This is a genomic window from Caballeronia sp. Sq4a (assembly GCF_023170545.1).
GTDB lineage: Bacteria > Pseudomonadota > Gammaproteobacteria > Burkholderiales > Burkholderiaceae > Caballeronia.
This window is the reverse complement of the sequence record NZ_CP084251.1, coordinates 1,130,803-1,152,381: the sequence shown is the minus strand read 5'-3', so window position 1 is coordinate 1,152,381 and position 21,579 is coordinate 1,130,803. Positions and strand designations below refer to the sequence as shown.

The window sequence follows — 21,579 nt, the reverse complement described above, 5'->3', positions numbered from 1 at the left end:
CAGTCCGCTATTTTGCCTGATTTTGCGGGCGTCGCGTGCGCAAAATCGCTCGCCGAAGCATCAGAAAACGGGCCTTTCTCCGTTATTTCAATGACTTAGAATTTTTGGGTCTTATACAAGAGTGCGTTGCAGGCGATCGACGGACTGCGCCCGGCCGGCTCACGCGTCTAGATAGCCGTTTGCCCGGAACCAGTCGAGCGCGTCGCGCAAGCCTTCGCGATACGGTCGCGCCCGATAGCCCAGTTCCGCTTCCGCCTTCGCCGACGTGAAGTACATCTTGTTCTTCGACATCCGCAGGCCGTCGACGGTCACGAACGGCTCCTTGCCGCTCATCTTCGCGAACATCTCCGCGCCGATGGCGAGCGGATACAGCGGCCCGCGCGGCAGCTTGATGGTCGGCGGCTTGCGGCCGACGAGTCCGGCGATATCCGCGAGCATCTGCTGCAACGGCAGGTTCTCGCCGCCGAGAATGTAGCGCTCGCCGATCTTGCCGCGTTCCAGCGCGAGGAAGTGGCCGTTCGCGACGTCATCGACATGCACGAGGTTCAGCCCTGTGTCGACGAACGCGGGAATCTTGCCGGTCGCCGCCTCGACGATGATGCGCCCCGTCGGCGTCGGACGCACGTCGCGCGGGCCGATGGGCGTCGACGGATTGACGATGACCGCGGGCAGCGCGTCGTTCACGACCATCCGTTCCACCGCGCGCTCGGCCAGCACCTTGCTGCGCTTGTACGCGCCGATGGTGCTCGCCGCATCCGACGGCTTCGTTTCATCGACGATCGCGCCCGAACTCGTCACCTTCAACGTCGCGACGCTGCTCGTGTACACGATGCGCTCGACGCCTTCCGCCAGCGCCCCGCGCATCGTGGCCTCGGTGCCTTGCAGATTCGCGCGCTCGATCTCGCTCGGGTCCGGCGCCCAGATGCGATAGTCCGCCGCGACGTGAAAGAGATAGCGCACGCCCTTGAGCGCCGCGCGCATCGACGCTTCGTCGCGCATGTCGCCGACGACGATTTCCGCGTCGAGCGACTCCACGTTCTTGCGCGGACTCGTCGCGCGCACGAGCAGCCGCACGTCGAAACCGCGTTCGATGGCGAGCCGCGCGAGCGCCGACCCGACGAAGCCCGAAGCGCCGGTGATGAGCACGCGAGAGCCGGATATATCTGTCATTCTTACCTCGTTGGATGCGCTCTTCGCGCGATCGTTCGTAACAAGTGCCGCGCCGAAATGGCTGCGCGAATCGCCGCCGGAGCCGATGTGACAAGGCGTTGCGGCTCGTGCTATGGTCCGTGCCTGCTGCGGGGCGCGCGGCCTTCGCGAAACGGACACACTACTGGTCAACGATGCCTCAGGACAACCGCAACCACTCCTTGTGGATCTACTTCGCCATCGCGATTTCTCTTGCGCTGGTGTTCGCCGTCGATGTGCTGACGCCCATGCGCGTCGCGATCTGGGTGTTCTACGTGTTGCCGGTCGTGCTGTGCATGTGGATCAACCGCCCGGTCGTGCCGATGATTACCGCCGGCGCGGCGTCGGTGCTGATGATTCTCGGCTACGCGCTTTCCACGGGAGACTCCGTCGCCAGCCGCGAAGTGCTGCAACTCAATCGCGCGATGGGCATATTCGTGCTGCTCGTGCTTTCGATCGTGGCGCATCTGTATATCAAATCGCGGCTCGCGGTACAACGCACCGCCTGGTTGCAGGAAGGCGTCGCGCAGATGAGTCTGCAATTGCGCGGCGAGCAGTCTCCGGCGTCCATCGGCGTCAGCATTTTGCGTTCTCTCATTCCGTATGTGAACGCGAAGGTCGGCGTAGTCTACGCCCTCGAAGGCGAGACGCTCGAACGCATCGCGGCCTGGGCGCTGCCCGACGAGAACGGCGCGCCGCGCCGCATCGCGCGCGGCGAGGGGCTCGTCGGACAAGCAATCGTCGACAAGCGCGTGCTTCAGCTTCGCGATGCCTCCGCGCATTATCTGAAGGCGGGATCGGCGCTCGGCGCGGCGGCGGCATCGCGCGTGATCGTGTCGCCGCTTTACGCCGATGGCGATGTGGCGGGCGCGATCGAAGTCGGTTTCGTCGGCGACGAGGGCCGCTTCGACGACGCGCGCGTGCTGCTCGAAATGGCCGGCGAAGCGATGGGCATGGCGATGCGCTCGGCGCGGTATCGCATGCGGCTTGTCGAATTGCTCGAAGAAACGCAGCGCCAGAGCGAAGAGTTGCAGGTGCAGCAGGAAGAACTGCGCGTGTCGAACGAAGAACTGGAGGAACGCGGCCGCGCGCTGCAAGACTCGCAGGCGCGTCTTGAACAGCAGCAGGCCGAGCTCGAACAGACCAACGTGCAGCTCGAAGAGCACGCGCAGCATCTGGAGCGGCAGAAGACCGAACTGCTTCAGGCGCAGCAGGAATTGACCGCCAACGCGCTGGAAATGGAGCGCGCGAGCCAGTACAAGTCCGAGTTCCTCGCGAACATGTCGCACGAGTTGCGCACGCCGCTCAATAGCTCGCTGATTCTCGCAAAGCTGCTTCAGGACAACAAGCAGGGCAATCTGACGGACGAGCAGGTGCGCTACGCCGCGACCATTCACTCGTCCAATAGCGATCTGCTTTCCCTCATCAACGACATTCTCGATCTGTCGAAGGTCGAAGCCGGCCAGATGGACGTGCAGTTCGCGCCGACGGCCGTGGAATCGCTGATGCAGGCGCTGCGGCAATCGTTCACGCCGGTCGCCGAAACCAAGGGGCTTTCGTTCATCACCGAAATCGGCGCGGATGTGCCGCAGTACTTCGTCACCGACAGTCAGCGCCTTTTGCAAGTGCTGCGCAATCTGCTGTCCAACGCGTTCAAGTTCACCGAGCGCGGCAGCGTGACCGTCGCCGTGCAGCGCGCGGGCGACGACGCGGTGCGCTTCGAAGTGCGCGATACGGGCATCGGCATTCCGCGCGACAAGCAAGACCTCATCTTCCAGGCGTTCCAGCAGGCGGACGGCACGACGAGCCGCAAATACGGCGGCAGCGGCCTCGGCCTGTCGATCTCGCGCGAATTCTCGCGGCTCTTGGGCGGCTCGGTCGGCGTATCGAGCGAAGTGGGCCGGGGCAGCGTGTTCTCTGTGACACTGCCGATCGCCGCGCGCGAAGGCACCGTGACCGCGAAGCTCGACACCATCGGCCACATGAAGGAGCCGGAACCGGCTGCGATCGAGCCGCCGCGCGCCGTGGCGCCAGCGCCGGCGCCGGCGCCGGTTCCCCCGCAACCGGTTCCCGCGATGCCCGAGCCGCAAGGCATCGCCGATGACCGCGCGAAACGTCAGCGGCCGGATCGCGTGATTCTCGTGATCGAGGACGATCAGCGTTTCGCGCATATCCTGTACGACCTCGCGCACGAACTCGACTTCGATTGCGTGCACGCTGCCACGGCTACGCAAGGCGTCGAACTCGCGCGCTCCATGCAACCGAACGGCATTCTGCTGGATATCGGCTTGCCCGATCAGTCGGGTCTCACGGTGCTCGAATGGCTCAAGCATGACCCGATGACGCGCCACATCCCGATTCATATCGTGTCCGCCACGGATCACGCCGATGTCGCGCTGCATCTCGGCGCGATCGGCTACACGCTCAAGCCGAGCGCCCGCGATGATCTCGCGCAGGCCATCCGCAAGCTGGAAGCGCGTTCGTCGCAGGGCGCGCGGCGCGTGCTCGTGGTCGAGGACGACCCCGCGCTGCGGCAAAGCATTCACGCGTTGCTGGCGAGCGAGACGGTCGGCATCGTGGAAGCCGGGTCGATATCCGAGGCGCTGGAGGAGATGAAGCGCGCGCCGTTCGATTGCGTCGTGATGGACCTGGCGCTGCCCGACGGCTCGGGCTACGAGTTGCTGGAGAAAGTCTCCACGAGCAGCGGAAACGCGTCGCCGCCGGTGATCGTCTATACCGGCCGGCAGATTTCGGCGGAAGAAGAGCAGCGTCTGCGCCGTTACTCGAAATCCATCATCATCAAGGGCGCGAAGTCGCCAGAGCGCTTGCTCGACGAAGTCACGCTGTTCCTGCACAGCGTCGAAAGCGCGCTGCCGCCGGAGCAGCAGCGCATGCTGCGCGCGGCGCGCCAGCGCGACGACGTGTTCGAAGGCCGCAACATCCTTCTCGCGGAAGACGACGTGCGCAATATCTTCGCGCTTTCGCGCGTAATCGAGCCGCTCGGCGCGACGCTCGAAATCGCGCGCAACGGACGCGAGGCGCTGGAGGCGCTCGCGCGCCGCGACGACATCGATCTCGTTCTGATGGACGTGATGATGCCCGAGATGGACGGCCTCACCGCGATGACCGAAATTCGCAAGCACCCCGAGCACGCGCGCCTGCCGATCATCGCGCTGACGGCGAAAGCCATGCAGAGCGATCGCGAGAAATGTCTCGAGGCGGGTGCGGACGACTACATATCGAAGCCCATCGACGTGGATAAGCTCGTGTCGTTATGCCGCGTCTGGCTGCGGCAGCGATGAACCGACATTCGACCCGATGAACGACAGCAAGCACGAGGAAGACGCCACGTTCGACATCGAACTGAAGCTGCTCCTCGAAGCCATCTATCTCAAGTATCAGCACGACTTCCGGCATTACTCGGTGAGTTCGCTGCGGCGCAGGCTCGCGCAGGCCGTGCATGACCTGGAGTGCGCCACGCTTTCGCAATTGCAGGAGCGCATACTGCGCGAACCGGCGCTCTTTGCGCGGCTCTTTCAGTACCTCACGGTGCAGGTCAGCGAAATGTTCCGCGACCCGAGCTATTTCCGCGCAATACGCGAGCAGGTCGTGCCGATTCTGCAGACGTATCCGTCCATCAAGGTCTGGGTCGCGGGGTGCAGCAGCGGCGAAGAGTTATGGTCGCTCGCGGTGCTGTTCGCCGAAGAGAACATCGCGGAGCGCACGCTGTTCTATGCGACCGACATCAACGCCGAAGCGTTGCGGCAGGCCGAGAGCGGCATTTATCCGCTGGAGCGCATGGCGGGCTTCAGCCAGAACTATCTTGCGGCGGGCGGCAAACGTTCGCTGTCGGACTACTATCACGCGGCATACGGCGCGGCGAAGTTCTCGCAGGCGCTCAAGTCGCGCGTCGTGTTCGCGGATCACAGCCTCGCCACCGACAGCGTGTTTCTGGAAGCGCATCTGGTTTCGTGCCGCAACGTGCTGATCTATTTCGATCGCGCGTTGCAGGATCGCGCGCTCGGACTCTTCAGCGATTCGCTCGTGCGGCGCGGCTTTCTCGGACTCGGCAGCAAGGAAAGCCTGCGCTTCTCCAGACACACCGACCGCTTCGCGGATTTCAACGCCCGCGAGCGGCTTTATCAGAAGGTTTAGCGATGAGCCCCGCAGCCATCCCCGATGCCTTCGACGCCGTGGTGATCGGCGCATCCGCGGGCGGCGTCGAGGCGCTCAACCTGCTGCTGCCCGAGTTGCCGCGCGACTTCGCGGCGCCGGTGCTGATCGTGGTGCATGTGCGGCACGGTCAGCCGAGCCTCTTGCCCGCGCTCTTCGCCGAACGCTGCCGGTTGCGCGTGGTGGAACCGTTCGACAAGGACGAGATCGTGCCCGGCACGGTGTATTTCGCGCCGCCCGGTTATCACATGATGGTCGAGGCCGAAGGCGGCGAGCCGCCTGCCATCGCGCTGTCGGTGGATCCGCCGGTGCGCTTCTCGCGGCCGTCGGTGGACGTGCTGTTCGAATCGGCGGCGCATGCGTACGGCAAGCGGCTGCTCGGCATCGTGCTCTCGGGCGCGAACGACGACGGCGCGCGCGGCGCGCGCGCGATCCGCGACGCGGGCGGCCTATGCTGGGCGCAGGACCCGAACACGGCGTCCGCGACCGCGATGCCGCTCGGGGCCATCGCGCAAGGGGCGGTGCAGGACATTCTCACGCTGAACGACATGGTCGCGCGCCTCGCGGGGCGCGCGCGCCGATAAGACGTTCGACACGCAACAACGAAGGCAAGGAGTCACCAGATGACGCAACCCATTCACGTGCTGATCGTCGACGACATCCGCAACAACATCACCGCGCTCGAAGCGTCGCTCGCGCGGCCGGATCTGTCGGTGCTGAAGGCGGAATCGGGTCCGGCTGCGCTCGAACTCCTGCTCAAGCACGAAGTGGCGCTCGCGATCCTCGACGTCAACATGCCCGGCATGGATGGCTTCGAGCTCGCGGAATTCATGCGCGGCAGCCCGCGCACCGCGCACGTGCCGATCATCTTCCTGACCGCGACGGCGCAGGATACGAACCGCACGTTTCGCGGCTATGAGGCGGGCGCGGTGGACTTCCTGTACAAGCCGTTCGATTCGCGCATCCTCAATTCGAAAGTCGATGTCTTCATTCAGATCGAACGGCAGAAGCAGCAACTCGCGACGCAACTCGCCACCGTGCAGCAGTTGCTCGATGCGAACGAGATGCTGATGGCCGTGCTCGGTCATGACCTGCGCACGCCGCTGTCGGCGGTGATCGCGTCGGCCGAATATCTGTCACGCTTCGTGAAGGACGAGAACGTCGCGAATATCGGCACGCGCATCAAGTCGAGCGGCATGCGCATGGTCCGCATGGTCGATCAGTTGCTGAACCTCGCGCGGCTGCGCGGCGGGCGCGTGACGTTGCAGCCGCGAGCGGTCGAACTCAGCACGCTCGCGAAGAATATCGTCGAGGAATACGAGGCGCGCGTCGGCAAGGGACGCATCTTCGTGCTGCGTCAGGGCGATACGCTCTTGCAAGCCGACGGCGATCTGCTCTCGCAAGTGTTCTCGAACCTGATCGGCAACGCGCTGCAGCACGGGCTCGAAGGCGCCGCGATACAAGTGCGGCTCGAAGGCGGCGCGCAGGACGTCAGCATCATCGTGCAGAACGCGGGCGAGATTCCGCCCGACGTGCTGCCGAACGTCTTCGCGCCTTATCGCTCGGGGCGACGTCAGCATGAATCGGGCGGGCTCGGGCTCGGCCTGTACATCACGCGGGAGATCGCGCGGATGCACGGCGGCGACGTGAAAGTGCGCTCGTCCGCGGAGACGGGCACTATTTTCGAAGTCACGCTGCCTCGCGTGGCGCGTCCTACTACGGGCGATCGAGACGACAACGCGCAGACGTTTCGTCTCGGCTGAACGCGCAAGTCCGAATGCGCGGTCCACGCAGATTCGCGCGCGTGACTACAATGCGGCGTATGAATCAGTCACGAGGAATTGCATGATGTCCGGCCCGGATCTCGATACGAGGATCGAAACCTATTACGTGCGTGTGAAAGGCGTGGTGCAGGGCGTCGGCTTTCGCCATCACACGGTGCGGCGCGCGCATGCGCTCGGCGTGCGCGGCTATGTCGCGAATCTCAACGACGGCTCGGTGGAAGCCGTCATTCAGGGCGCGGCGAATCAGGTCGATCTGATGCTCGAATGGCTGCGACGCGGGCCGCCGCATGCCCGCGTCACGGATTTTTTTAGCGAAGAGCGTTACGTCGAAAAGCGCTACGAACGCTTCGAGCAGCACTGAGCGACACTGAGCGGCACGCTTAGCGCGCGACCAGCAGGCTCTCCGCGAAGTGCCATTCGTCGTCGCGCCATTGGTGCGTGCATTCGAAGCCCGCATCGATGGCAATCGGCGCGACTTCTTCGGCCGCGTACTTGTGGCTGCTTTCCGTCCAGATGGTTTCGCCTTCGCGGAATTCGACGTGCAAGCCGGCATCGCGCACGCGCGCCGTCAGCGGGCGTTTCGCGCGCAAGTGCATTTCGATGCTGCGCGCGTCGGGATTGAAGCGCGCGACGTGTTCGAACGCGTCGAGTGGAAAGTCGCCGTGCAATTCGCGGTTGATGCGCGCAAGCAGGTTCAGATTGAACGCCGCCGTCACGCCGATGGGATCGTCGTAGGCCGCGATCAGCACCGGCAACGGCTTGATCAGATCGGTGCCGAGCAGAAGCGCATCGCCGGGTTCGAGCATGCTGCGGATCGACTGGAGAAACTTGGTGGCGGCAAGGCGCGCGAAGTTGCCGATGGTGCTGCCGAGAAAAAGCACGAGCAGCCGCTCGCCCTCGTTACGCCGGGCGCTCACTTCGGACAGGCCGGCCAGATAGTCGCGTTCGTAGCCCACGATCGAAATGCGCTCGATATCGCCCAGTTCGCGATGGCACAGTTGCAAAGCCGTGCGCGAGATTTCGATCGGGTAATAGGCGGTCGGCTGCTTTTTACACAGTGCTTCAAGAATGCGGCGCGTCTTGCGTCCGCTTCCGCTTCCGAGTTCCGCGACTTTCACGTTGCCCGGCAGCGCGGCCACGATGTCGGTGGCGTGCGCCTTCAATACGCGTTCTTCGGCGCGCGTCACACCGTACTCGGGCAGCGCGGTGATCACTTCGAAGAGGGCAGAGCCGACTTCGTCATACAGATACATCGAAGGCAGTTCTTTTTGCGGGCGCTTGGACAAGCCGGCATGGACGGCTTCGGCAAAGGCACTGGAAAAGCGGGGCGACGGGGCAGCTTGAGTCATGACGTCTCCATCGATGCGGCGTTTTCTTCGCGTGCTCGCGTGAATCGGGCACGGCGTTCGGATGCTGCTGATGCAATGACGTGAGCGGCGGCTTCGCGCGTTGCTCGACTTTCTGTGGACTTCTGGATTGCCCGTGGGCGTAGACGGTTTAAGACAACGTTCCGGTGCAGCGAGTTCAGACCTATTCGCGGTTCATGCGCCGGTGTTCGCGCGATACGACGTTTAGAATGCGCAGTTCTTCCGCTTCGCCGGCCAACGCAACCACTCGGCGCTTCGCGCTTATTCGATGAATCAGCATGTCCTCGGACGCGGCATTGCGCTTTCCGTCGCCGCTTCCGCTTTGTTCGCGCTCCTGTCCGGCTATACGAAATGGCTCGCGCCGCTCGACGGACTCGACATTTTTGCATGGCGGATCGTCTGGACGCTGCCGGGTGCGCTGCTGCTCGTGGCGCTCTCCGGGCGATGGCCGCAATTATGCTCGCTCGTGGCGAACCTCGCCAGAAACGTGCGCCTGCTCGCGGCTTTCGTCGTCTCGACAGCGCTGCTCGGCGTGCAGCTATGGATATTCCTGTGGGCGCCGGTGCATGGACGCGCGCTGGAAGTATCGCTCGGCTATTTTCTGTTGCCACTCGCGATGGTGCTGATCGGGCGCTTCTACTACCGCGAGCCGCTCGACGCGCTGCAATGGGCGGGCGTGGCCGCGGCTGCGCTCGGCGTGGCGCACGAGTTCTTCGTAACGCGTGCCTTCGCATGGCCCACGCTCGTCGTGACGCTCGGCTATCCGCCGTATTTCATGCTGCGGCGGCGGCTCAACGTCGATCCGCTCGTGGCCTTCGTCATCGAAATGATGATGCTGGCTCCGTTCTGCGTGATCGCGCTGATCGTGCGTGGTTCGTTCGCGGTCGTCGCGGATTCGCCGCTTCTATGGAGTGTCTTGCTGCCGGGCCTCGGCGCGTTGAGCACCATTGCGCTGGGCTCGTATCTGCGGGCAAGCCGCTATCTGCCGCTCGTGCTGTTCGGCATTCTCGGCTATGTCGAACCGGTGTTGCTCGTCGCTGTCGCGGTCTTGCTGCTCGGCGAACCGTTCACTGCGAGCCAGCTAGGAACCTATGGGCCGATATGGATCGCGGTCGCGCTGACCGCTGTGCATAGCGCGCGGCTCTTGCTGCGCGAGCGGGCGTCGAAGGCCGCGTTGCCGATGAGCGAACATCACGCGAGCGTCGAACACGAAACGGGTGCCGAGCGCGTCGACTAAGCGGTCCTCTACAGGTCGCGCCGCATCTTTACTCGCACACTTCCGCGCCGAGCGTATGCAGATGCGCATGGAGGGCTTCGACGAAACGGCGCGCGAGCAGAGACGGAGCCGTGTGCAAAGGCATGGCCATGCGCACAGGAACGTCGATAGACGGCATGAGCGGCCGGATCGACAACTTCCCCGCATACGTGTTGGCGACATACGGGTTCACGATGCCTACGCCGTTGCCGGCCGCCACCAGCGCGCAGATCGTGATCGACGATGTCGTTTGGATCGAGAACTCGGCTGGCATGTCGTGCGCGAGGAGCACGTTCTCGATATCGATCGTGAGGTCGTCCATCTCGCCGAGCGAAAGCAGCGGCTCCGATCGCAACATCCGCACATGCACCACCGATTCGCTTTCGAGCCGATGCCCCGGCGGCAGCACGCATACGGCGGGCATCGTCTTCACGATGGTCGTTTCGAAGTCGTGCTCGTCGAGCTTGCCCGTGGTCAGAATGAGATCGAACAGATCCTGGCGCAGCAAGTCGGTCAGTTGCGTCGTGGCGAGCGTCTGGATGTTGATGTACGTGTCGGGAAACTGCGCCCTGAAGGCCCGAACGACCTCCGGCAGTAGCCCTACTCCGAGCGTGGGCGTGCAGCCGAGGCAGAGCGCGCCCGTGCCCGACTTGCGCAGCAGCGATATCACGGACTCGATCTTCTCGAGCCCATCGAAGTGCTTTTGAATGGTCTTGTACAGCAGCTTGCCTTCGCTCGTCGGTCTCAGCCTGCCATGATGCACTTCAAACAGTGTGAGTCCCGAGAAGCTTTGAAGCTCCGCAAGGCGGCGGCTGATGGAAGGCTGCGTCGTGTTGAGCATCGCTGCTGCGCCTGTCGTGGTGCCTTTCTGCATCACGGCGCGAAACGCCTGGATGAGCTGAAAATTCAACGGTCGGGTCATGTGTTTCGCAATCTGTCGAACGAAGATGCATCGCGCGTCGCGCGCGAGAGGCCTATGTCGAAACTGAATAGCATCGCGACAAATTCGAATTTTATAGGTTCGAGTTGCAGCGATATCCTGACGTCTAATTTTCGTCAAGGGACTGGCCGATGCATTCGCTTCATGCCAATCCGGCCGTCACGAAAGCCGGAGCCGTAACGTCCGCCGCGCCCGCCTTCGTTAGACCGTGCACGGTCAGCCGCCTCGGCGATGGCACGGCACATCACTTCTTCGGCTATTACAACAAGACGGCATGGGACCGCACCGGGCGATACGTGCTGGCACATCGGGCCGCCATGATGAATGCGCCGCTCACACCGGAACTCCAAGTCGAGGTCGGCTGCTTCGACTTGCAGAACGATGCGGCCTTTCACGCCTTCGATACGACGGGCGCTTGGAACTGGCAAATGGGCTCCCAGTTGCAATGGCTGGACGGCGAGCCCGGCCGCAAGGTCATCTACAACGTGCGCACGGGTGACATGTCCGCGCGTTATCCAGGCTTCGGCGCCACGATCCTGGATCTCGACACGGGCGCGAAGCAAGCGTTGCCGATGCCCGTCTATGTGACGGCGCCAGATAGTCGCTACGCGCTATGCGTCGACTACCGGCGTCTTTTCGTCACGCACGAAACCATCGGCTACAGCGTGCACGATGGACCGCTCACCATGCTGCGCGCGCCCGCCACGGACGGCATATACCGCATGGATCTCCCGACAGGCGGGGCGACGCTCCTCGTGAGCTACGCTGCGCTGCGCCGCTTTCAACCGAAGTTATCGATGGAGCACGCCATTCATTGGGTGAGCCACATCGAGATCAATCCTTCGTCGTCGCGCGTGGTGTTTCTGCATCGCTGGACCGAGCGCGTGGAGGATGAAACCTGCTTCCTGCATCGCCTGATCACGATGAATCCGGACGGTTCCGACATGCGTCTGCTCGAATGCTCGGACCATCCGCTTCCGCAAATCGGCAGGTCTTTCGATCCGAAGGTCGTCGGCATGTTCGACTATGAGAAGTCGGAGCATCAGATTTCGCATCCGCTGTGGCGCGACGACTCGCACATTATCGCGTGGAGTCCGCATGCCGGCGAGATTCACTACCACCTCTACGAAGACAGCGACGCTGGCAACGTAGCCGTGATGGGCCGCGACGTGCTCAGCGAAAACGGCCACATGTCGTTCTCTCCGGTCGACTCGCGCTGGCTCGTCTCGGATACCTATCCGGACGCGCACAGCAACAAGCGCGCTCTGTTTCTTTTCGATGTGCGCGACGGCGTGCGCATCGACGTCGGCGAGTTCTACGCGACGCCCGACCTCGGGAAGGAAAACCGCTGCGATTTGCATCCGCGCTGGAGCCGCGACGGCAGGGCCGTTTGCATCGACTCGGTGCACGAAGGCATGCGTCAGATGTACGTGATCGATGTTTCGCCGATCACGGGCGCGCGCGGCCGATAGCAGCGCGCGCGCCACACGCGACACGGTTCATGGAGACCAACATGGAACGACACTATTGGTGGGCGGCCAGCATCTTGATGCTGACATGGATGGCGGGTGCGCTTGCCGCCGAGCCGGCGGCCACCGGCACGCTCGAAAAGATCCGCATCGAGCACGCCGTCACCATCGGCTATCGCGATGCGTCGATTCCGCTGTCCTACTACGATGCGCAGCAAAAGCCGATCGGCTATTCGATCGATTTCGCCAATCTCATTGTCGAACGCATCAAGTCTCAACTGAAGCTCGCCGAACTGACGGTGCGCATGATTCCGATCACGTCGCAGAACCGCATCTCGCTCTTGCAGAACGGCACGATCGACTTCGAATGCACGAGCACCACGAACAACGCGGAGCGCGCGCAGCAGGTCGCGTTCTCCAACAGCTTCTTTGCGATCAGCACGCGCCTGCTCGTCAAAAAGTCCGCGGGTATCAGAGATTTTGCCGACCTCGACGGAAAGACCGTCGTCGTCGGGGCGGGCACGACGTCGGAGAAAATCCTGCGCCGATTGAACGTCGACAAGTCGATGAACATGAGGATCATCAGCGCGAAGGACCATTCGGAGTCCTTCATGATGCTATCGACGGGACGCGCGAAAGCCATGATGATGGACGACGCCTTGCTTGCCGGCGAGCGCGCGAAGTCGCCGCATCCGGACGACTACGAGATCGTCGGCACGCCTCAGTCCTACGAGGTCTACGGGTGCATGCTGCGCAAGAACGATGCGCCGATGAAGGCCGTGATGGACGCGGCCATCGCCGACGCGCAAAGGTCCGGACTAGCCGCCCGCATCTACGCGCGCTGGTTCACGCAGCCGATTCCGCCCAAGCAGATCAATCTCGACTTCCAGATGTCGCCGCGAGTGCAGGCGCTGTTCGCGCAGCCGAGCGACAAGCCGGCTTCGTGAACGGCGCGACAGGGCGTTCTGCAAAGGCGGACGAAAGATGGGTTACTCGTGGAATTGGCGCGTGCTCTTTCAGCCTGTGGCGACGGGCGAGCCAGAGGTCTATCTCGACTGGCTCGTCTCGGGCCTGCTGAACACGGTCGTGCTGACGGTGCTCGCGTTCATGCTCGCCTTGGCGATCGGCGTGGCAGTCGGGGTCATGCGCACGTTGCCCAATCGCGCCGCTCGAGCGGCCGCTGCGATCTATGTATCGATCTTTCGCGGCGTGCCGCTGATTGTGCAGTTCTTCATCTGGTTCTTCGCGTTGCCGGAGTGGCTGCCGACCGCGTTCGGCGACTGGCTCAAGGAGCTCTCGCCGAATGTGCAGTTCATGAGCGCATCGGTGCTCACGCTCGGCGTCTACACCGGTTCGCGCATCTGCGAACAGGTGCGCGCGGGATTGATGGCGCGCCCGCCTGGACAGCTTCACGCCGCGCTCGCGCTGGGACTCACGCGTCCGCAGGCTTATCGACATGTTCTGCTGCCCATGACGCTTCGCACGATAGCCGGGCCACTGACGTCGGAGTTTCTAATCATCTCCAAGAACTCGGCGGTGGCATCGACAATCGGTCTGCTCGAACTGTCGGGACAGGCGCGGCAACTCGTCGATTACACTGCGCAGCCGTATGAGTCGTTCATCTGCGTGACGCTCGCGTACGTGGCGCTGAACTTCGTGATCTTGTGGGGCATGGGCTGGCTGCGTCGGCTGAACACCGTGCCCGGTTCAATGGAGACTTGACCGATATGTTCGACATGGACTGGCAGGCTGTGTATGCCGCCAAATCGGTTCTGCTGGAAGGCATGGGCGTCACGCTACAGATCACGCTTGTTGCCATTCTGTGCGGCCTTGCGTGGGGCACGGTGCTCGCAGTGCTGAGTCTGTCGCCGGTCCGGCTGCTGAAGACAGGCGCGCACGTCTATGTCGCGCTGTTCCGCTCGATACCGCTCGTGATGCTGCTGCTGTGGTTCTTCCTGATCGTGCCTCGGTCTTTGAAGGCGCTGTTCGATTTGCCATCGGGCGTCGACGTGCGGCTGATCTCGGCGATGGTCGCCTACTCGCTGCTCGAGGGCGCCTTCTTCTGCGAGATCATTCGTGCCGGGATCGCCAGTCTGCCGCGCGGCCAGATGTACGCCGCGCAGGCGCTCGGCATGACGCCCGCGCAAACCGTGCGCTATGTGATCCTGCCGCAGGCCTTCCGCGCGATGGTGCCGGTTGCGCTCACGCAATGCATCGTGATTTTCCAGGACACGTCGCTCGTGTACGTGATCGCGCTCGGCGATTTCTTTCGCCGCACCACAGCCATCGGCGAACGCGACGGCACGCTCATCCCGATGCTGCTGTTCGCGGGCACAACGTATTGGCTAGTGAGCACGGCATCGATCGCGATGACTCGCCTGCTGAAAGCAAGGCTTGCGCGATGATCGATTGGCGAGCTCAAACGCGCTGTCCGGCGATTCGCCGTGCGCGCACAAGCAAACCGTCGCGGCACGACGCCGGACTTGGGAAGACATGAAGATCCACCAGCTTCGCGCGCTCGTCGCTGTCGCCGATACCGGCAGCGTGCGCGGCGCCGCGCGCCTGCTCCGTGCATCGCCGGCCGCCATCACGCAGAGTCTTCAACAGATCGAGGGCGATCTCAGGCTTCGGCTCGTCGCGCGCACGCCGTCCGGAGTCACGCTCACCTCAGACGGGCAGACCCTTCTCGAACACGCACGCCTGATCGTTGGGCAGATCGAGCGCGCGCACCAAGCTGTCGACGCGATGCGAGGCGAGGCACGCGGACGGCTCTCGATTGCAGTGACGGCGTGGGTCGCAATGACGTTTCTGCCGGAAGCCGTGCTGCGGTTTCGGCGGATCATGCCGCACGTGCAGCTCGAGTTCTTCGAGGGCTTGCTCGCGATTGCGAATCCGCGCCTGCGCGACGGCAGTCTCGACATCCACATCGGGCGTCAGACGCCGGGCGAGATTGCGTCGGAGTTCGCGTTCAAGCCGCTGTTCCTGACGACGCTCGCGGTCGTCGCGCGGCAAGGTCATCCACACGGCGAGACCCGCTCGCTTGCCGATCTCCTCGATGCCGACTGGCTCGTCGCACTCGATCCGGAGACCGAGGGGCTCGCGCCATACACGATGTTCGAGAAGCACGGCTTGCCGGGGCCACGCAGTGTTCATTTCCTGCATTCGCTGACGGTCGCGCTCTCGTTGCTGCAGAGAACGGATATGGTCAGCATTTTTCCGTGGCCGCTCGTCGAACGGTGCGCGCCACGCGAATCGCTCTGCGCGATACCCTTGCGCGAGCAACTCGACGACTCGATCGTCGGCGTGATCACGCGGGCCGGACAACCGCGCAGCGCGGCGGCCGAGTGCTTTGTCGATTGCTTGATCGACACCATCCGCGATCCGGCGTGGATCAGCACGCCGGAGATACAGAGAGCAATGCACTCGGTCGATGTGCTCATCTAGCGCGTTCAGGGAAGCGGTTGCAGCGCCGTCCAGGGCGACCAGCCGGTGTCGCTATCCGGCTTGGCGACGCGCAATGCCCGCGAGCCGTCGCCGAAAATGAGCGACTCGGCGCGATAGACGTTCATGTTGGGAATGTCGCAGGGTCCGACGTAACCGAGTTCATGAGTGAACTGCAGATTGCCTTCCCGCAGCACGCCGAGATATGAGTCGAAGTCTTCGTCGCTTGCATGATTAGCACAACGATTCAAAAACGTCGCGACGAACTCTGCATCGAACATGGCTTTTCTCCCGATTTGCGCCCTTATCGAAGGCACTGTCATTGGCATGCATATGCTGGCGGCGGACCGGTCAACGTGCGGACGAATCGTTCGCCTGGTTCGGGTCTGCGTGAATGCCGGCTCTTGCGGTCTATTGGCTCAATGCACGAGCGAATTTCGCCGGGCTTGTCGCGCGGCCGAACAGATAGCCCTGCAGCAAGTCGCAGCCGAGCGCCCATAAGGCCGTGGCCTGATCGGTCGTCTCGACGCCTTCGGCGGTCACGGTCATGTGAAGGGCATGCGCCATGTCGATGATCGCGCGTGTGATCGCGATCGAGTCGTGACTGCCCGGCAGATCCGCAACGAACAGCCGGTCGATCTTCAGGTTGTGCAGAGGGAATCGCTTCAAGTACGACAACGACGCATAGCCTGTCCCGAAGTCGTCGACGGCGAGCTTCACGCCGAGATCGCGAAGCGCCCTTGCTGTAGCTGCGATGGCCGCGGTATCGGGCATCGACACGCTCTCGGTGATTTCCAGCTGCAACGCGGAGGCTTCGAGTCCTGTGCGTTCGAGGCACGTCATGATATGCCGCACGAGGCTTTCGTCGAACTGCACCGCCGATACGTTCACCGATACGACTAGGCGCGGCGCGACGGTCCGACGCCAGCAAGCAGCCTGTGCACAGGCGCGTCGCAAGGCCCAGTCGCCGATGTTCTTCAGCAAGCTCGTCTTTTCGGCAATCGGTATGAATTCGGCCGGCGCGACGTCGCCCAACTCGCTATTAGTCCAACGCAGCAGCGCCTCCGCGCCTACGGTTTCACGCGTGACGCTGTCCATGATGGGTTGATAGGCGAGCGCGAATTCGCCAGCGGCTAGCGCGTGAGGCAGCAACGCTTCGATGCGAGAGCCGCGCTGCGAATCAGCCTGCCTTTCCGCCGGTACGGGTTGCAAGCCGCCGCCCGCATTCGATGTCCGCAACGAGCGCGGCGGCAGCGAGGCCAACTGCGACGCCCGTCCGTTGATGCGCAATGGAAGAGTTCGATGCATCGTTTTCGCCATCCTATGCTAAGGCAACCATTCCCATTCGTCCGATTCGAGCAGCGAGACGCTAACGACCGACGATGGCGTACATCGCATGAAACGACACGCAAGCGAGACTGTTTCATTCGACAGCCAGTGCGGCTACGATAGCGCGCACTCGTCGACGCGACTACGGATGGGAACGGCTAACGCGTAAAGCAAGGATGAACACCATCGGTTCGGACATGCGGCAACGCGGCGCCATCGCGACGACGAGGCTCGCGAAGCATCGCGATCCGGCGCGACGTTTCAAAGAAGGTGGTTCCCGAGACCGCCGAAGATGGTGGAAGCCCTTATGTATTTGTGCCGGGCAAGCGCCAATGAAAAAGCGAGCCCGCAGGCTCGCCAGATGTCACAACGCATGGGGCGCTTTTGCCGACGCGCCCCATTGCGCGATGCGATTGACGCCGGCCTCCCTTACTTCTTCGCCGCGTCGACCTTCGCATCGGCAGCCGCCTTGTTTGCGTCGCTTTGTGCCTCGACTTTTTCTTTGTCGGCTTTGGCTTGCGCCACCTTGGCATCTTGCGCTGCGTCCTGCTTCTTCTTGTCGGCCTTGGACTGTGCAGCGTGCTTCTTCTTGTCGGCCTTCGCCTGTGCCTTGGCGGCATCACCGCGGGCGTCGGAGGCTTGCTCCGGCGTGGTCGCCTGCGCTACCTTCGCGGCTTCCTTGTTGGCATCGTCCTGAGCGGATGCCTTGTCCTTGTTGGCGGATGCCTGCGCCTTGGCGGCATCCTGTTGAGCGTCGGTCTTCTTGCGGTTGGCAGTGGCCTGAGCCTCCGCCTTTTCGTGATTGGCCTTGACTTGCGCCTTGGCGGCATCGGATGCGGCCGTTTGCGCGAAGACAGTGCTTACGAGCAGCGTGGATGCGAGAGCGGCGACGATTTTCTTCATGATGTTCGACTCCTATGATCCTGCGTTTCTTTGGACACGCCATGATCGGCATGTGACGATGAAAACGCCGTGCCGTCGCGCGTCGTTGACCGCGATCTCGTGACAATCCGTAACCGGTGCGAGCAAATGCAACGGCGTAACTGCGGTTTCGATCGCACGGTACGCCAACGTTGGAAGTCAATAGAAGCTTTGTTACCGCATGGCAAATTCCGCCGAGTATGTTACGTCAGTTGATTTGGAATCCGAATGAAACAGGACCTGTAATCGTTGAAATGCACCGTTACCAACTGCTGCAGATATTTCCAAAGCGTCTGCTTAAGATGCGTCCATACACCCGGCATTCGGGAAGGGAGAAGAAGTCATGAAACGCGCAGCCTTTGTCTTGTTGATGATTGGTAGTTTGTCGGTGGCCGGTCAGGCGTCCGCGCATGGACACGGCGGTGGTCATGGCCACGGCGGCGGCGATGGCGGCGCGGTTATCGGCGCCCTGATCGGCGGCGCGGTGCTGGGTGCGTTGGTCACGTCGGTCGCCAACGCGCAGCCGGCCTACTCGCAGCCGGTCTATGCGCAGCCGGCGTACGCAGAGCCGGCGTATGCGCAACCGGCTTATGCGCAGCCCGCGCCGCCGGCTGGTTATTGCTACGACGGCTACCGCCGCGCATACGTGCCGTGCGCGCCAGCCGGCTATGGCTATTGAACTGCCGCGCGCCGGGCGGATGCGGCACGTTGCTTGCGCTCAACAGAGGCGGCGGGTGCGGCGGATTGGCTGCATCGGCCGGCACGCTAACTCTTGGAGACTTGCAATGAAAGCGATCAGGACGAAGCTGGTAGTTTCAGCGCTGGTGTTGGGCTTGTCGGGCGGCGTTTATGCGCAGGCGGGCGGCGGCGGTGGCGGTGCAGGCGGCGGCGGTAGCGCAGGCGGTGGCGGCGGCGCCGGAGCGGCAGGCGGGATGGGCGCGGGCGGCAATGGCTCGGCGGGTGCGGGCTCGAGCGCGTCGGGCAAGGGTGGCGGCGTCGGCATGGGCGGCACCGGCATGGGCGGTTCGAGCGACGGCACGAGTGGCACCGGCGTGAACAGCGGCATGGGCAATAACGGAGCGAACAACGGCATGGGTCAAGGCACCATGCAACGCAGCGGCCCGGGCAGCACCGGCACCTCGAGCAGCAGAAGCCCTGGCGGCATGGCGCACGGCAATAACTCGCAGTAACAGCAGTTGAACACGACCGAAGCGGCTATAGCCGCAACTCAGCGCGCAAGCGGGTTTTATCGCCGTGACGTTTGCGGCATCCGCCACGCGGCGGCGCGCATGAAAAACAACTAGAAGCTATTACTGAGCAGGCGCGGACGCTGAATAGACAGCCGCCACAGGCTCGAACGTCTTGGCTCGCAGACTCACTTTCTCCGCATAAGCACGCGAACCGCCGTAATTCTTGAGCGCGGCGTCGACATCGCCTTGCGCGGATTTCAGATAGCCATGCAGGATGGACGAGCCGATTTCGATATTCGTTTCCGGCTCCGTCAGGTCCACGTTGCGCACGAGCTTCTTGTGCGCGGACGGCACCACTTGCATGAGCCCGGTTGCGTTGTTCGCACCGACGGCCGTTTCCTTGAAACGCGATTCGATTGAAATGATGGCGAGCAGCAGCGCCGGCGGCAGCGAGTATTTCGACGCGGACGCCATGACCGCGCTCGCTATCGTTTGCGCTTTCTCGCGCGCGACGCCGAACTTGCGCGTGATGACTTCGGAGATTTTGTGACGCGCCGCGTCGAGGCGGGAGTCCTGCTGCACGACTTCTTGCGGGTTCGTGTCGCTGGCGGCGAGCGGCTCTGCCTGAGCGAAGGCGGTGTTCGCGAAGGTCAGAACGAGAGCGAAGAGTAAGAATGTGCGGCGCATCGGTCTAGCGAGGTAAGCGGTGCCGCATTATATCGTCAGAAAATCTCCTTTGGGATCAGTCACTTGTCTTAAATACGAAGAATCGTTTCGATAGCCGGAAGAATTTACTTCGCCGACGAAGCCGAGATGCCTTCGCCGGCGTCGGCGGAGAGGCGCGCGAACATCGGCAATGAGGCGAGGACGAGCAACGCCGTCGCGGCGAATCCGCAAGCCAGTTGCCATCGTTCGGTCTGCGCGCTGCCGGAGACGAGCATCGTGGCCTGAATGGTTCCCGCCGCGACCGTCACGCCGAGCGCCTTCATCAATTGCTGCGCGGTGCCCTGGAACGAAGTCGCCGCCGATAGGCGCGGCTTCGGAACGTCGGCGAAGGCGAGCGCGCCCATCGTCGCGAAACTGAGCGAGCGGCCAAGACCGCCGACGAGCAGCAGCGCGAAGATGGCGCTGGCGGGCCACGCTTGCGACATCGTCGAACAGACGGCGAGCACGGCGGCGAACGAGACGCTGCCCGCGCACAGCACCGTGCGCACGGAAAAGTGCCGCAGCGCGAGCGCGGTCATCGGCCGCATGCAAAACGAGCCGAGCGCGCTCGCAAAGGTCACGAGTCCGCTCGCCGACGCGCTATAGCCGAACCCTGTCTGCAACGTCAGCGGCACGAGAAACGGCAGTGCGCCGGCACCCGCGCGAAAGAGACTGCCCGCCACGGTCGCGGCGTGGAACGTCGGAATGGAAAGCAGCGAGAAGTCGATGGCCGGATTCGGCGTCTTGCGGCAATGCACGACCGTGGCCCTGAAAAGCAGCACGCCGATCACGACGCAAACCCACGGCACGCCGTCCGGCAGCACCTGGCGGCCCGCGCTTTCGATCCCGATCATGAAGAGACTGAGCGATGCGCCCGAGAGCACCATGCCGCGCAGGTCCGGCGGCGTGCGCACTTCCGGCGGCGAAGGCGGCAAGAGCCGCCACGTCAGCAGCAGCCCGGCCACGCCCACCGGCACGTTGACCCAGAAGATGCTGCGCCACGAGAGCGCGTCGGTGAGAAAGCCGCCGAGCGGCGGACCGAGAAGCGGACCGACGAGCGCGGGCATGGTCAGCCACGTCGTCGCCTGAAGCAATTCTTCGCGCTTGACGCCGCGAAACAGAATGAGGCGGCCGACGGGGACCATCATGGCGCCGCCGAGTCCCTGAACGACGCGCGCCGCGAGGAGCTGCGGCAGGTTCATCGCGGCGGCGCAGGCAATGGAAGCCAGCGTGAATGTGGCGATGGCCCACATGAAGACCCGTCGCGCGCCGAAGCGGTCGGCCACCCAGCCGCTCGCGGGAATAAAGACGGTCAGCGCGACCAGATACGCGGTAATGGCGCTGCTCAGGTGGACGGCATCGACGTTCAGATCGCGGGCCATCATCGGGATGGCGGTCGCGACGATCGTGCCGTCCATGTTCTGCATGAAGAGCGCGCTGGCGACGACGGCGGCGGTGATGCGGAAGTTGCCGCCTTTCATTCGGAGGCTCCAGAGGCTTGATATCTTTGCATGCTTTGATTCTAGCGGTATTGACGTCAGTCCCGGGCGTCATTGAAGCCGGCACCTTCCGCATAGCTTCGCGCTCATGCCGCGGTTGCCAACCGCGTTGACCTCAGGATGCAAGCCGTTGCGCGTCTGCTGAACCGGCGCTGCCGCTGCGTGAACTACGCCCGTTTTCCCGCCGTTGATCGACCGCGTGAGCAGAGCCATGTGTATCGCAAGATGCGTGCGACCAGCATGGCGGGACTCCTGTACGCCGGCGAGCGGGAGAAAGCGCGGACCGCGAGCGTCGTAGAGGCGCTGCGTGGAGCGCGT

General features: G+C 63.4%; 21 protein-coding genes. 13 read left to right on the top strand and 8 right to left on the bottom strand.

Going from position 1 to position 21,579, the window contains the following annotated elements; all coding sequences use genetic code 11:
- Nucleotides 1-159: 159 nt before the first annotated feature.
- A complete protein-coding gene (gene hpnA / locus LDZ24_RS19320; RefSeq protein ID WP_248322804.1) occupies nt 160-1,170 on the bottom strand; it encodes a hopanoid-associated sugar epimerase in 1,011 nt (336 codons plus the stop codon).
- Between the two features lie 173 nt (nt 1,171-1,343).
- Here hpnA and LDZ24_RS19315 point away from each other — a divergent pair, with 173 nt between their 5' ends.
- The 5 genes from LDZ24_RS19315 to LDZ24_RS19295 all read left to right on the top strand — a co-directional run bounded on the left by LDZ24_RS19315 (nt 1,344) and on the right by LDZ24_RS19295 (nt 7,506).
- Nucleotides 1,344-4,490 carry a response regulator gene (locus LDZ24_RS19315; protein WP_248322802.1) on the top strand — a complete coding sequence of 1,049 codons (3,147 nt, stop codon included), beginning with the start codon at nt 1,344-1,346 and terminating at the stop codon, nt 4,488-4,490.
- Nucleotides 4,491-4,506: 16 nt separating this feature from the next.
- The gene (locus LDZ24_RS19310) at nt 4,507-5,343 is read left to right on the top strand and encodes a protein-glutamate O-methyltransferase CheR (protein WP_248322801.1); all 837 of its coding nucleotides are present in this window, start codon (nt 4,507-4,509) and stop codon (nt 5,341-5,343) included.
- 2 nt (nt 5,344-5,345) lie between these two features.
- Nucleotides 5,346-5,945: a chemotaxis protein CheB gene (locus LDZ24_RS19305; protein ID WP_248322799.1), complete on the top strand. Its 600-nt coding sequence runs from the start codon at nt 5,346-5,348 to the stop codon at nt 5,943-5,945.
- A gap of 39 nt (nt 5,946-5,984) precedes the next feature.
- The gene (locus tag LDZ24_RS19300) at nt 5,985-7,124 is read left to right on the top strand and encodes a hybrid sensor histidine kinase/response regulator (protein ID WP_248322798.1); all 1,140 of its coding nucleotides are present in this window, start codon (nt 5,985-5,987) and stop codon (nt 7,122-7,124) included.
- A gap of 85 nt (nt 7,125-7,209) precedes the next feature.
- On the top strand, nt 7,210-7,506 hold the full coding sequence (locus LDZ24_RS19295) for an acylphosphatase (RefSeq protein ID WP_175942315.1): 297 nt from the start codon (nt 7,210-7,212) through the stop codon (nt 7,504-7,506).
- Between the two features lie 19 nt (nt 7,507-7,525).
- Here LDZ24_RS19295 and egtD read toward each other — a convergent pair whose 3' ends face one another.
- Nucleotides 7,526-8,494 (bottom strand): L-histidine N(alpha)-methyltransferase, encoded by a 969-nt coding sequence (gene egtD, locus LDZ24_RS19290; protein WP_248322797.1) that lies wholly within the window; start codon nt 8,492-8,494, stop codon nt 7,526-7,528.
- A 286-nt stretch (nt 8,495-8,780) separates the two neighbouring features.
- Here egtD and rarD point away from each other — a divergent pair, with 286 nt between their 5' ends.
- Nucleotides 8,781-9,749, top strand: coding sequence for an EamA family transporter RarD (gene rarD / locus LDZ24_RS19285; protein ID WP_248322795.1), 969 nt, complete (start codon nt 8,781-8,783; stop codon nt 9,747-9,749).
- A gap of 28 nt (nt 9,750-9,777) precedes the next feature.
- On the opposite strand, the gene LDZ24_RS19280 is transcribed toward rarD, so the two are convergent.
- Nucleotides 9,778-10,689: a LysR substrate-binding domain-containing protein gene (locus LDZ24_RS19280; RefSeq protein WP_248322794.1), complete on the bottom strand. Its 912-nt coding sequence runs from the start codon at nt 10,687-10,689 to the stop codon at nt 9,778-9,780.
- A gap of 149 nt (nt 10,690-10,838) precedes the next feature.
- Between LDZ24_RS19280 and LDZ24_RS19275 the strand changes: the two genes are divergently transcribed.
- The 5 genes from LDZ24_RS19275 (at nt 10,839) to LDZ24_RS19255 (ending at nt 15,620) form a co-directional block, all read left to right on the top strand.
- Nucleotides 10,839-12,179: a hypothetical protein gene (locus LDZ24_RS19275; RefSeq protein WP_248322793.1), complete on the top strand. Its 1,341-nt coding sequence runs from the start codon at nt 10,839-10,841 to the stop codon at nt 12,177-12,179.
- A 41-nt stretch (nt 12,180-12,220) separates the two neighbouring features.
- Nucleotides 12,221-13,123: a glutamate/aspartate ABC transporter substrate-binding protein gene (locus LDZ24_RS19270; RefSeq protein ID WP_256465403.1), complete on the top strand. Its 903-nt coding sequence runs from the start codon at nt 12,221-12,223 to the stop codon at nt 13,121-13,123.
- A 37-nt stretch (nt 13,124-13,160) separates the two neighbouring features.
- Entirely contained in the window at nt 13,161-13,898 is a 738-nt protein-coding gene (locus LDZ24_RS19265) for an amino acid ABC transporter permease (protein ID WP_248322792.1), read from the top strand.
- Between the two features lie 5 nt (nt 13,899-13,903).
- On the top strand, nt 13,904-14,581 hold the full coding sequence (locus LDZ24_RS19260) for an ABC transporter permease subunit (protein ID WP_248322791.1): 678 nt from the start codon (nt 13,904-13,906) through the stop codon (nt 14,579-14,581).
- Between the two features lie 88 nt (nt 14,582-14,669).
- Nucleotides 14,670-15,620 carry a LysR substrate-binding domain-containing protein gene (locus tag LDZ24_RS19255; RefSeq protein ID WP_248322790.1) on the top strand — a complete coding sequence of 317 codons (951 nt, stop codon included), beginning with the start codon at nt 14,670-14,672 and terminating at the stop codon, nt 15,618-15,620.
- A gap of 5 nt (nt 15,621-15,625) precedes the next feature.
- Here LDZ24_RS19255 and LDZ24_RS19250 read toward each other — a convergent pair whose 3' ends face one another.
- The 3 genes from LDZ24_RS19250 to LDZ24_RS19240 all read right to left on the bottom strand — a co-directional run bounded on the left by LDZ24_RS19250 (nt 15,626) and on the right by LDZ24_RS19240 (nt 17,849).
- Nucleotides 15,626-15,898: a hypothetical protein gene (locus LDZ24_RS19250; protein ID WP_248322789.1), complete on the bottom strand. Its 273-nt coding sequence runs from the start codon at nt 15,896-15,898 to the stop codon at nt 15,626-15,628.
- Between the two features lie 130 nt (nt 15,899-16,028).
- Nucleotides 16,029-16,925 (bottom strand): putative bifunctional diguanylate cyclase/phosphodiesterase, encoded by an 897-nt coding sequence (locus LDZ24_RS19245; RefSeq protein WP_371747440.1) that lies wholly within the window; start codon nt 16,923-16,925, stop codon nt 16,029-16,031.
- Between the two features lie 450 nt (nt 16,926-17,375).
- A complete protein-coding gene (locus tag LDZ24_RS19240) occupies nt 17,376-17,849 on the bottom strand; it encodes a hypothetical protein (RefSeq protein WP_248322787.1) in 474 nt (157 codons plus the stop codon).
- Nucleotides 17,850-18,210: 361 nt separating this feature from the next.
- Between LDZ24_RS19240 and LDZ24_RS19235 the strand changes: the two genes are divergently transcribed.
- Both LDZ24_RS19235 and LDZ24_RS19230 read left to right on the top strand, forming a co-directional pair.
- Nucleotides 18,211-18,546, top strand: a complete 336-nt coding sequence (locus tag LDZ24_RS19235; protein WP_248322786.1) for a hypothetical protein — start codon at nt 18,211-18,213, stop codon at nt 18,544-18,546.
- Nucleotides 18,547-18,652: 106 nt separating this feature from the next.
- A complete protein-coding gene (locus tag LDZ24_RS19230; protein WP_248322785.1) occupies nt 18,653-19,057 on the top strand; it encodes a hypothetical protein in 405 nt (134 codons plus the stop codon).
- A 120-nt stretch (nt 19,058-19,177) separates the two neighbouring features.
- On the opposite strand, the gene LDZ24_RS19225 is transcribed toward LDZ24_RS19230, so the two are convergent.
- Together LDZ24_RS19225 and LDZ24_RS19220 are read right to left on the bottom strand one after the other, a co-directional pair.
- A complete protein-coding gene (locus LDZ24_RS19225; RefSeq protein ID WP_248322784.1) occupies nt 19,178-19,744 on the bottom strand; it encodes a transglycosylase SLT domain-containing protein in 567 nt (188 codons plus the stop codon).
- Nucleotides 19,745-19,848: 104 nt separating this feature from the next.
- A complete protein-coding gene (locus LDZ24_RS19220; RefSeq protein ID WP_248322783.1) occupies nt 19,849-21,243 on the bottom strand; it encodes a DHA2 family efflux MFS transporter permease subunit in 1,395 nt (464 codons plus the stop codon).
- Nucleotides 21,244-21,579 lie beyond the last annotated feature (336 nt).

Excerpts from the sequence above, each read along its gene's own strand:
- rarD (WP_248322795.1), top strand. The coding sequence starts at position 8,781 with ATGAATCAGCATGTCCTCGGACGCGGCATTGCGCTTTCCGTCGCCGCT.
- LDZ24_RS19305 (WP_248322799.1), top strand. The coding sequence starts at position 5,346 with ATGAGCCCCGCAGCCATCCCCGATGCCTTCGACGCCGTGGTGATCGGC.
- LDZ24_RS19250 (WP_248322789.1), bottom strand. The coding sequence starts at position 15,898 with ATGTTCGATGCAGAGTTCGTCGCGACGTTTTTGAATCGTTGTGCTAAT.
- LDZ24_RS19310 (WP_248322801.1), top strand. The coding sequence starts at position 4,507 with ATGAACGACAGCAAGCACGAGGAAGACGCCACGTTCGACATCGAACTG.
- LDZ24_RS19265 (WP_248322792.1), top strand. The coding sequence starts at position 13,161 with ATGGGTTACTCGTGGAATTGGCGCGTGCTCTTTCAGCCTGTGGCGACG.
- LDZ24_RS19295 (WP_175942315.1), top strand. The coding sequence starts at position 7,210 with ATGTCCGGCCCGGATCTCGATACGAGGATCGAAACCTATTACGTGCGT.
- LDZ24_RS19225 (WP_248322784.1), bottom strand. The coding sequence starts at position 19,744 with ATGCGCCGCACATTCTTACTCTTCGCTCTCGTTCTGACCTTCGCGAAC.
- LDZ24_RS19235 (WP_248322786.1), top strand. The coding sequence starts at position 18,211 with ATGAAACGCGCAGCCTTTGTCTTGTTGATGATTGGTAGTTTGTCGGTG.
- LDZ24_RS19300 (WP_248322798.1), top strand. The coding sequence starts at position 5,985 with ATGACGCAACCCATTCACGTGCTGATCGTCGACGACATCCGCAACAAC.
- hpnA (WP_248322804.1), bottom strand. The coding sequence starts at position 1,170 with ATGACAGATATATCCGGCTCTCGCGTGCTCATCACCGGCGCTTCGGGC.
- LDZ24_RS19220 (WP_248322783.1), bottom strand. The coding sequence starts at position 21,243 with ATGAAAGGCGGCAACTTCCGCATCACCGCCGCCGTCGTCGCCAGCGCG.
- LDZ24_RS19280 (WP_248322794.1), bottom strand. The coding sequence starts at position 10,689 with ATGACCCGACCGTTGAATTTTCAGCTCATCCAGGCGTTTCGCGCCGTG.
- LDZ24_RS19275 (WP_248322793.1), top strand. The coding sequence starts at position 10,839 with ATGCATTCGCTTCATGCCAATCCGGCCGTCACGAAAGCCGGAGCCGTA.
- LDZ24_RS19245 (WP_371747440.1), bottom strand. The coding sequence starts at position 16,925 with ATGCATCGAACTCTTCCATTGCGCATCAACGGACGGGCGTCGCAGTTG.
- LDZ24_RS19255 (WP_248322790.1), top strand. The coding sequence starts at position 14,670 with ATGAAGATCCACCAGCTTCGCGCGCTCGTCGCTGTCGCCGATACCGGC.
- LDZ24_RS19315 (WP_248322802.1), top strand. The coding sequence starts at position 1,344 with ATGCCTCAGGACAACCGCAACCACTCCTTGTGGATCTACTTCGCCATC.
- LDZ24_RS19270 (WP_256465403.1), top strand. The coding sequence starts at position 12,221 with ATGGAACGACACTATTGGTGGGCGGCCAGCATCTTGATGCTGACATGG.
- egtD (WP_248322797.1), bottom strand. The coding sequence starts at position 8,494 with ATGACTCAAGCTGCCCCGTCGCCCCGCTTTTCCAGTGCCTTTGCCGAA.
- LDZ24_RS19260 (WP_248322791.1), top strand. The coding sequence starts at position 13,904 with ATGTTCGACATGGACTGGCAGGCTGTGTATGCCGCCAAATCGGTTCTG.
- LDZ24_RS19230 (WP_248322785.1), top strand. The coding sequence starts at position 18,653 with ATGAAAGCGATCAGGACGAAGCTGGTAGTTTCAGCGCTGGTGTTGGGC.
- LDZ24_RS19240 (WP_248322787.1), bottom strand. The coding sequence starts at position 17,849 with ATGAAGAAAATCGTCGCCGCTCTCGCATCCACGCTGCTCGTAAGCACT.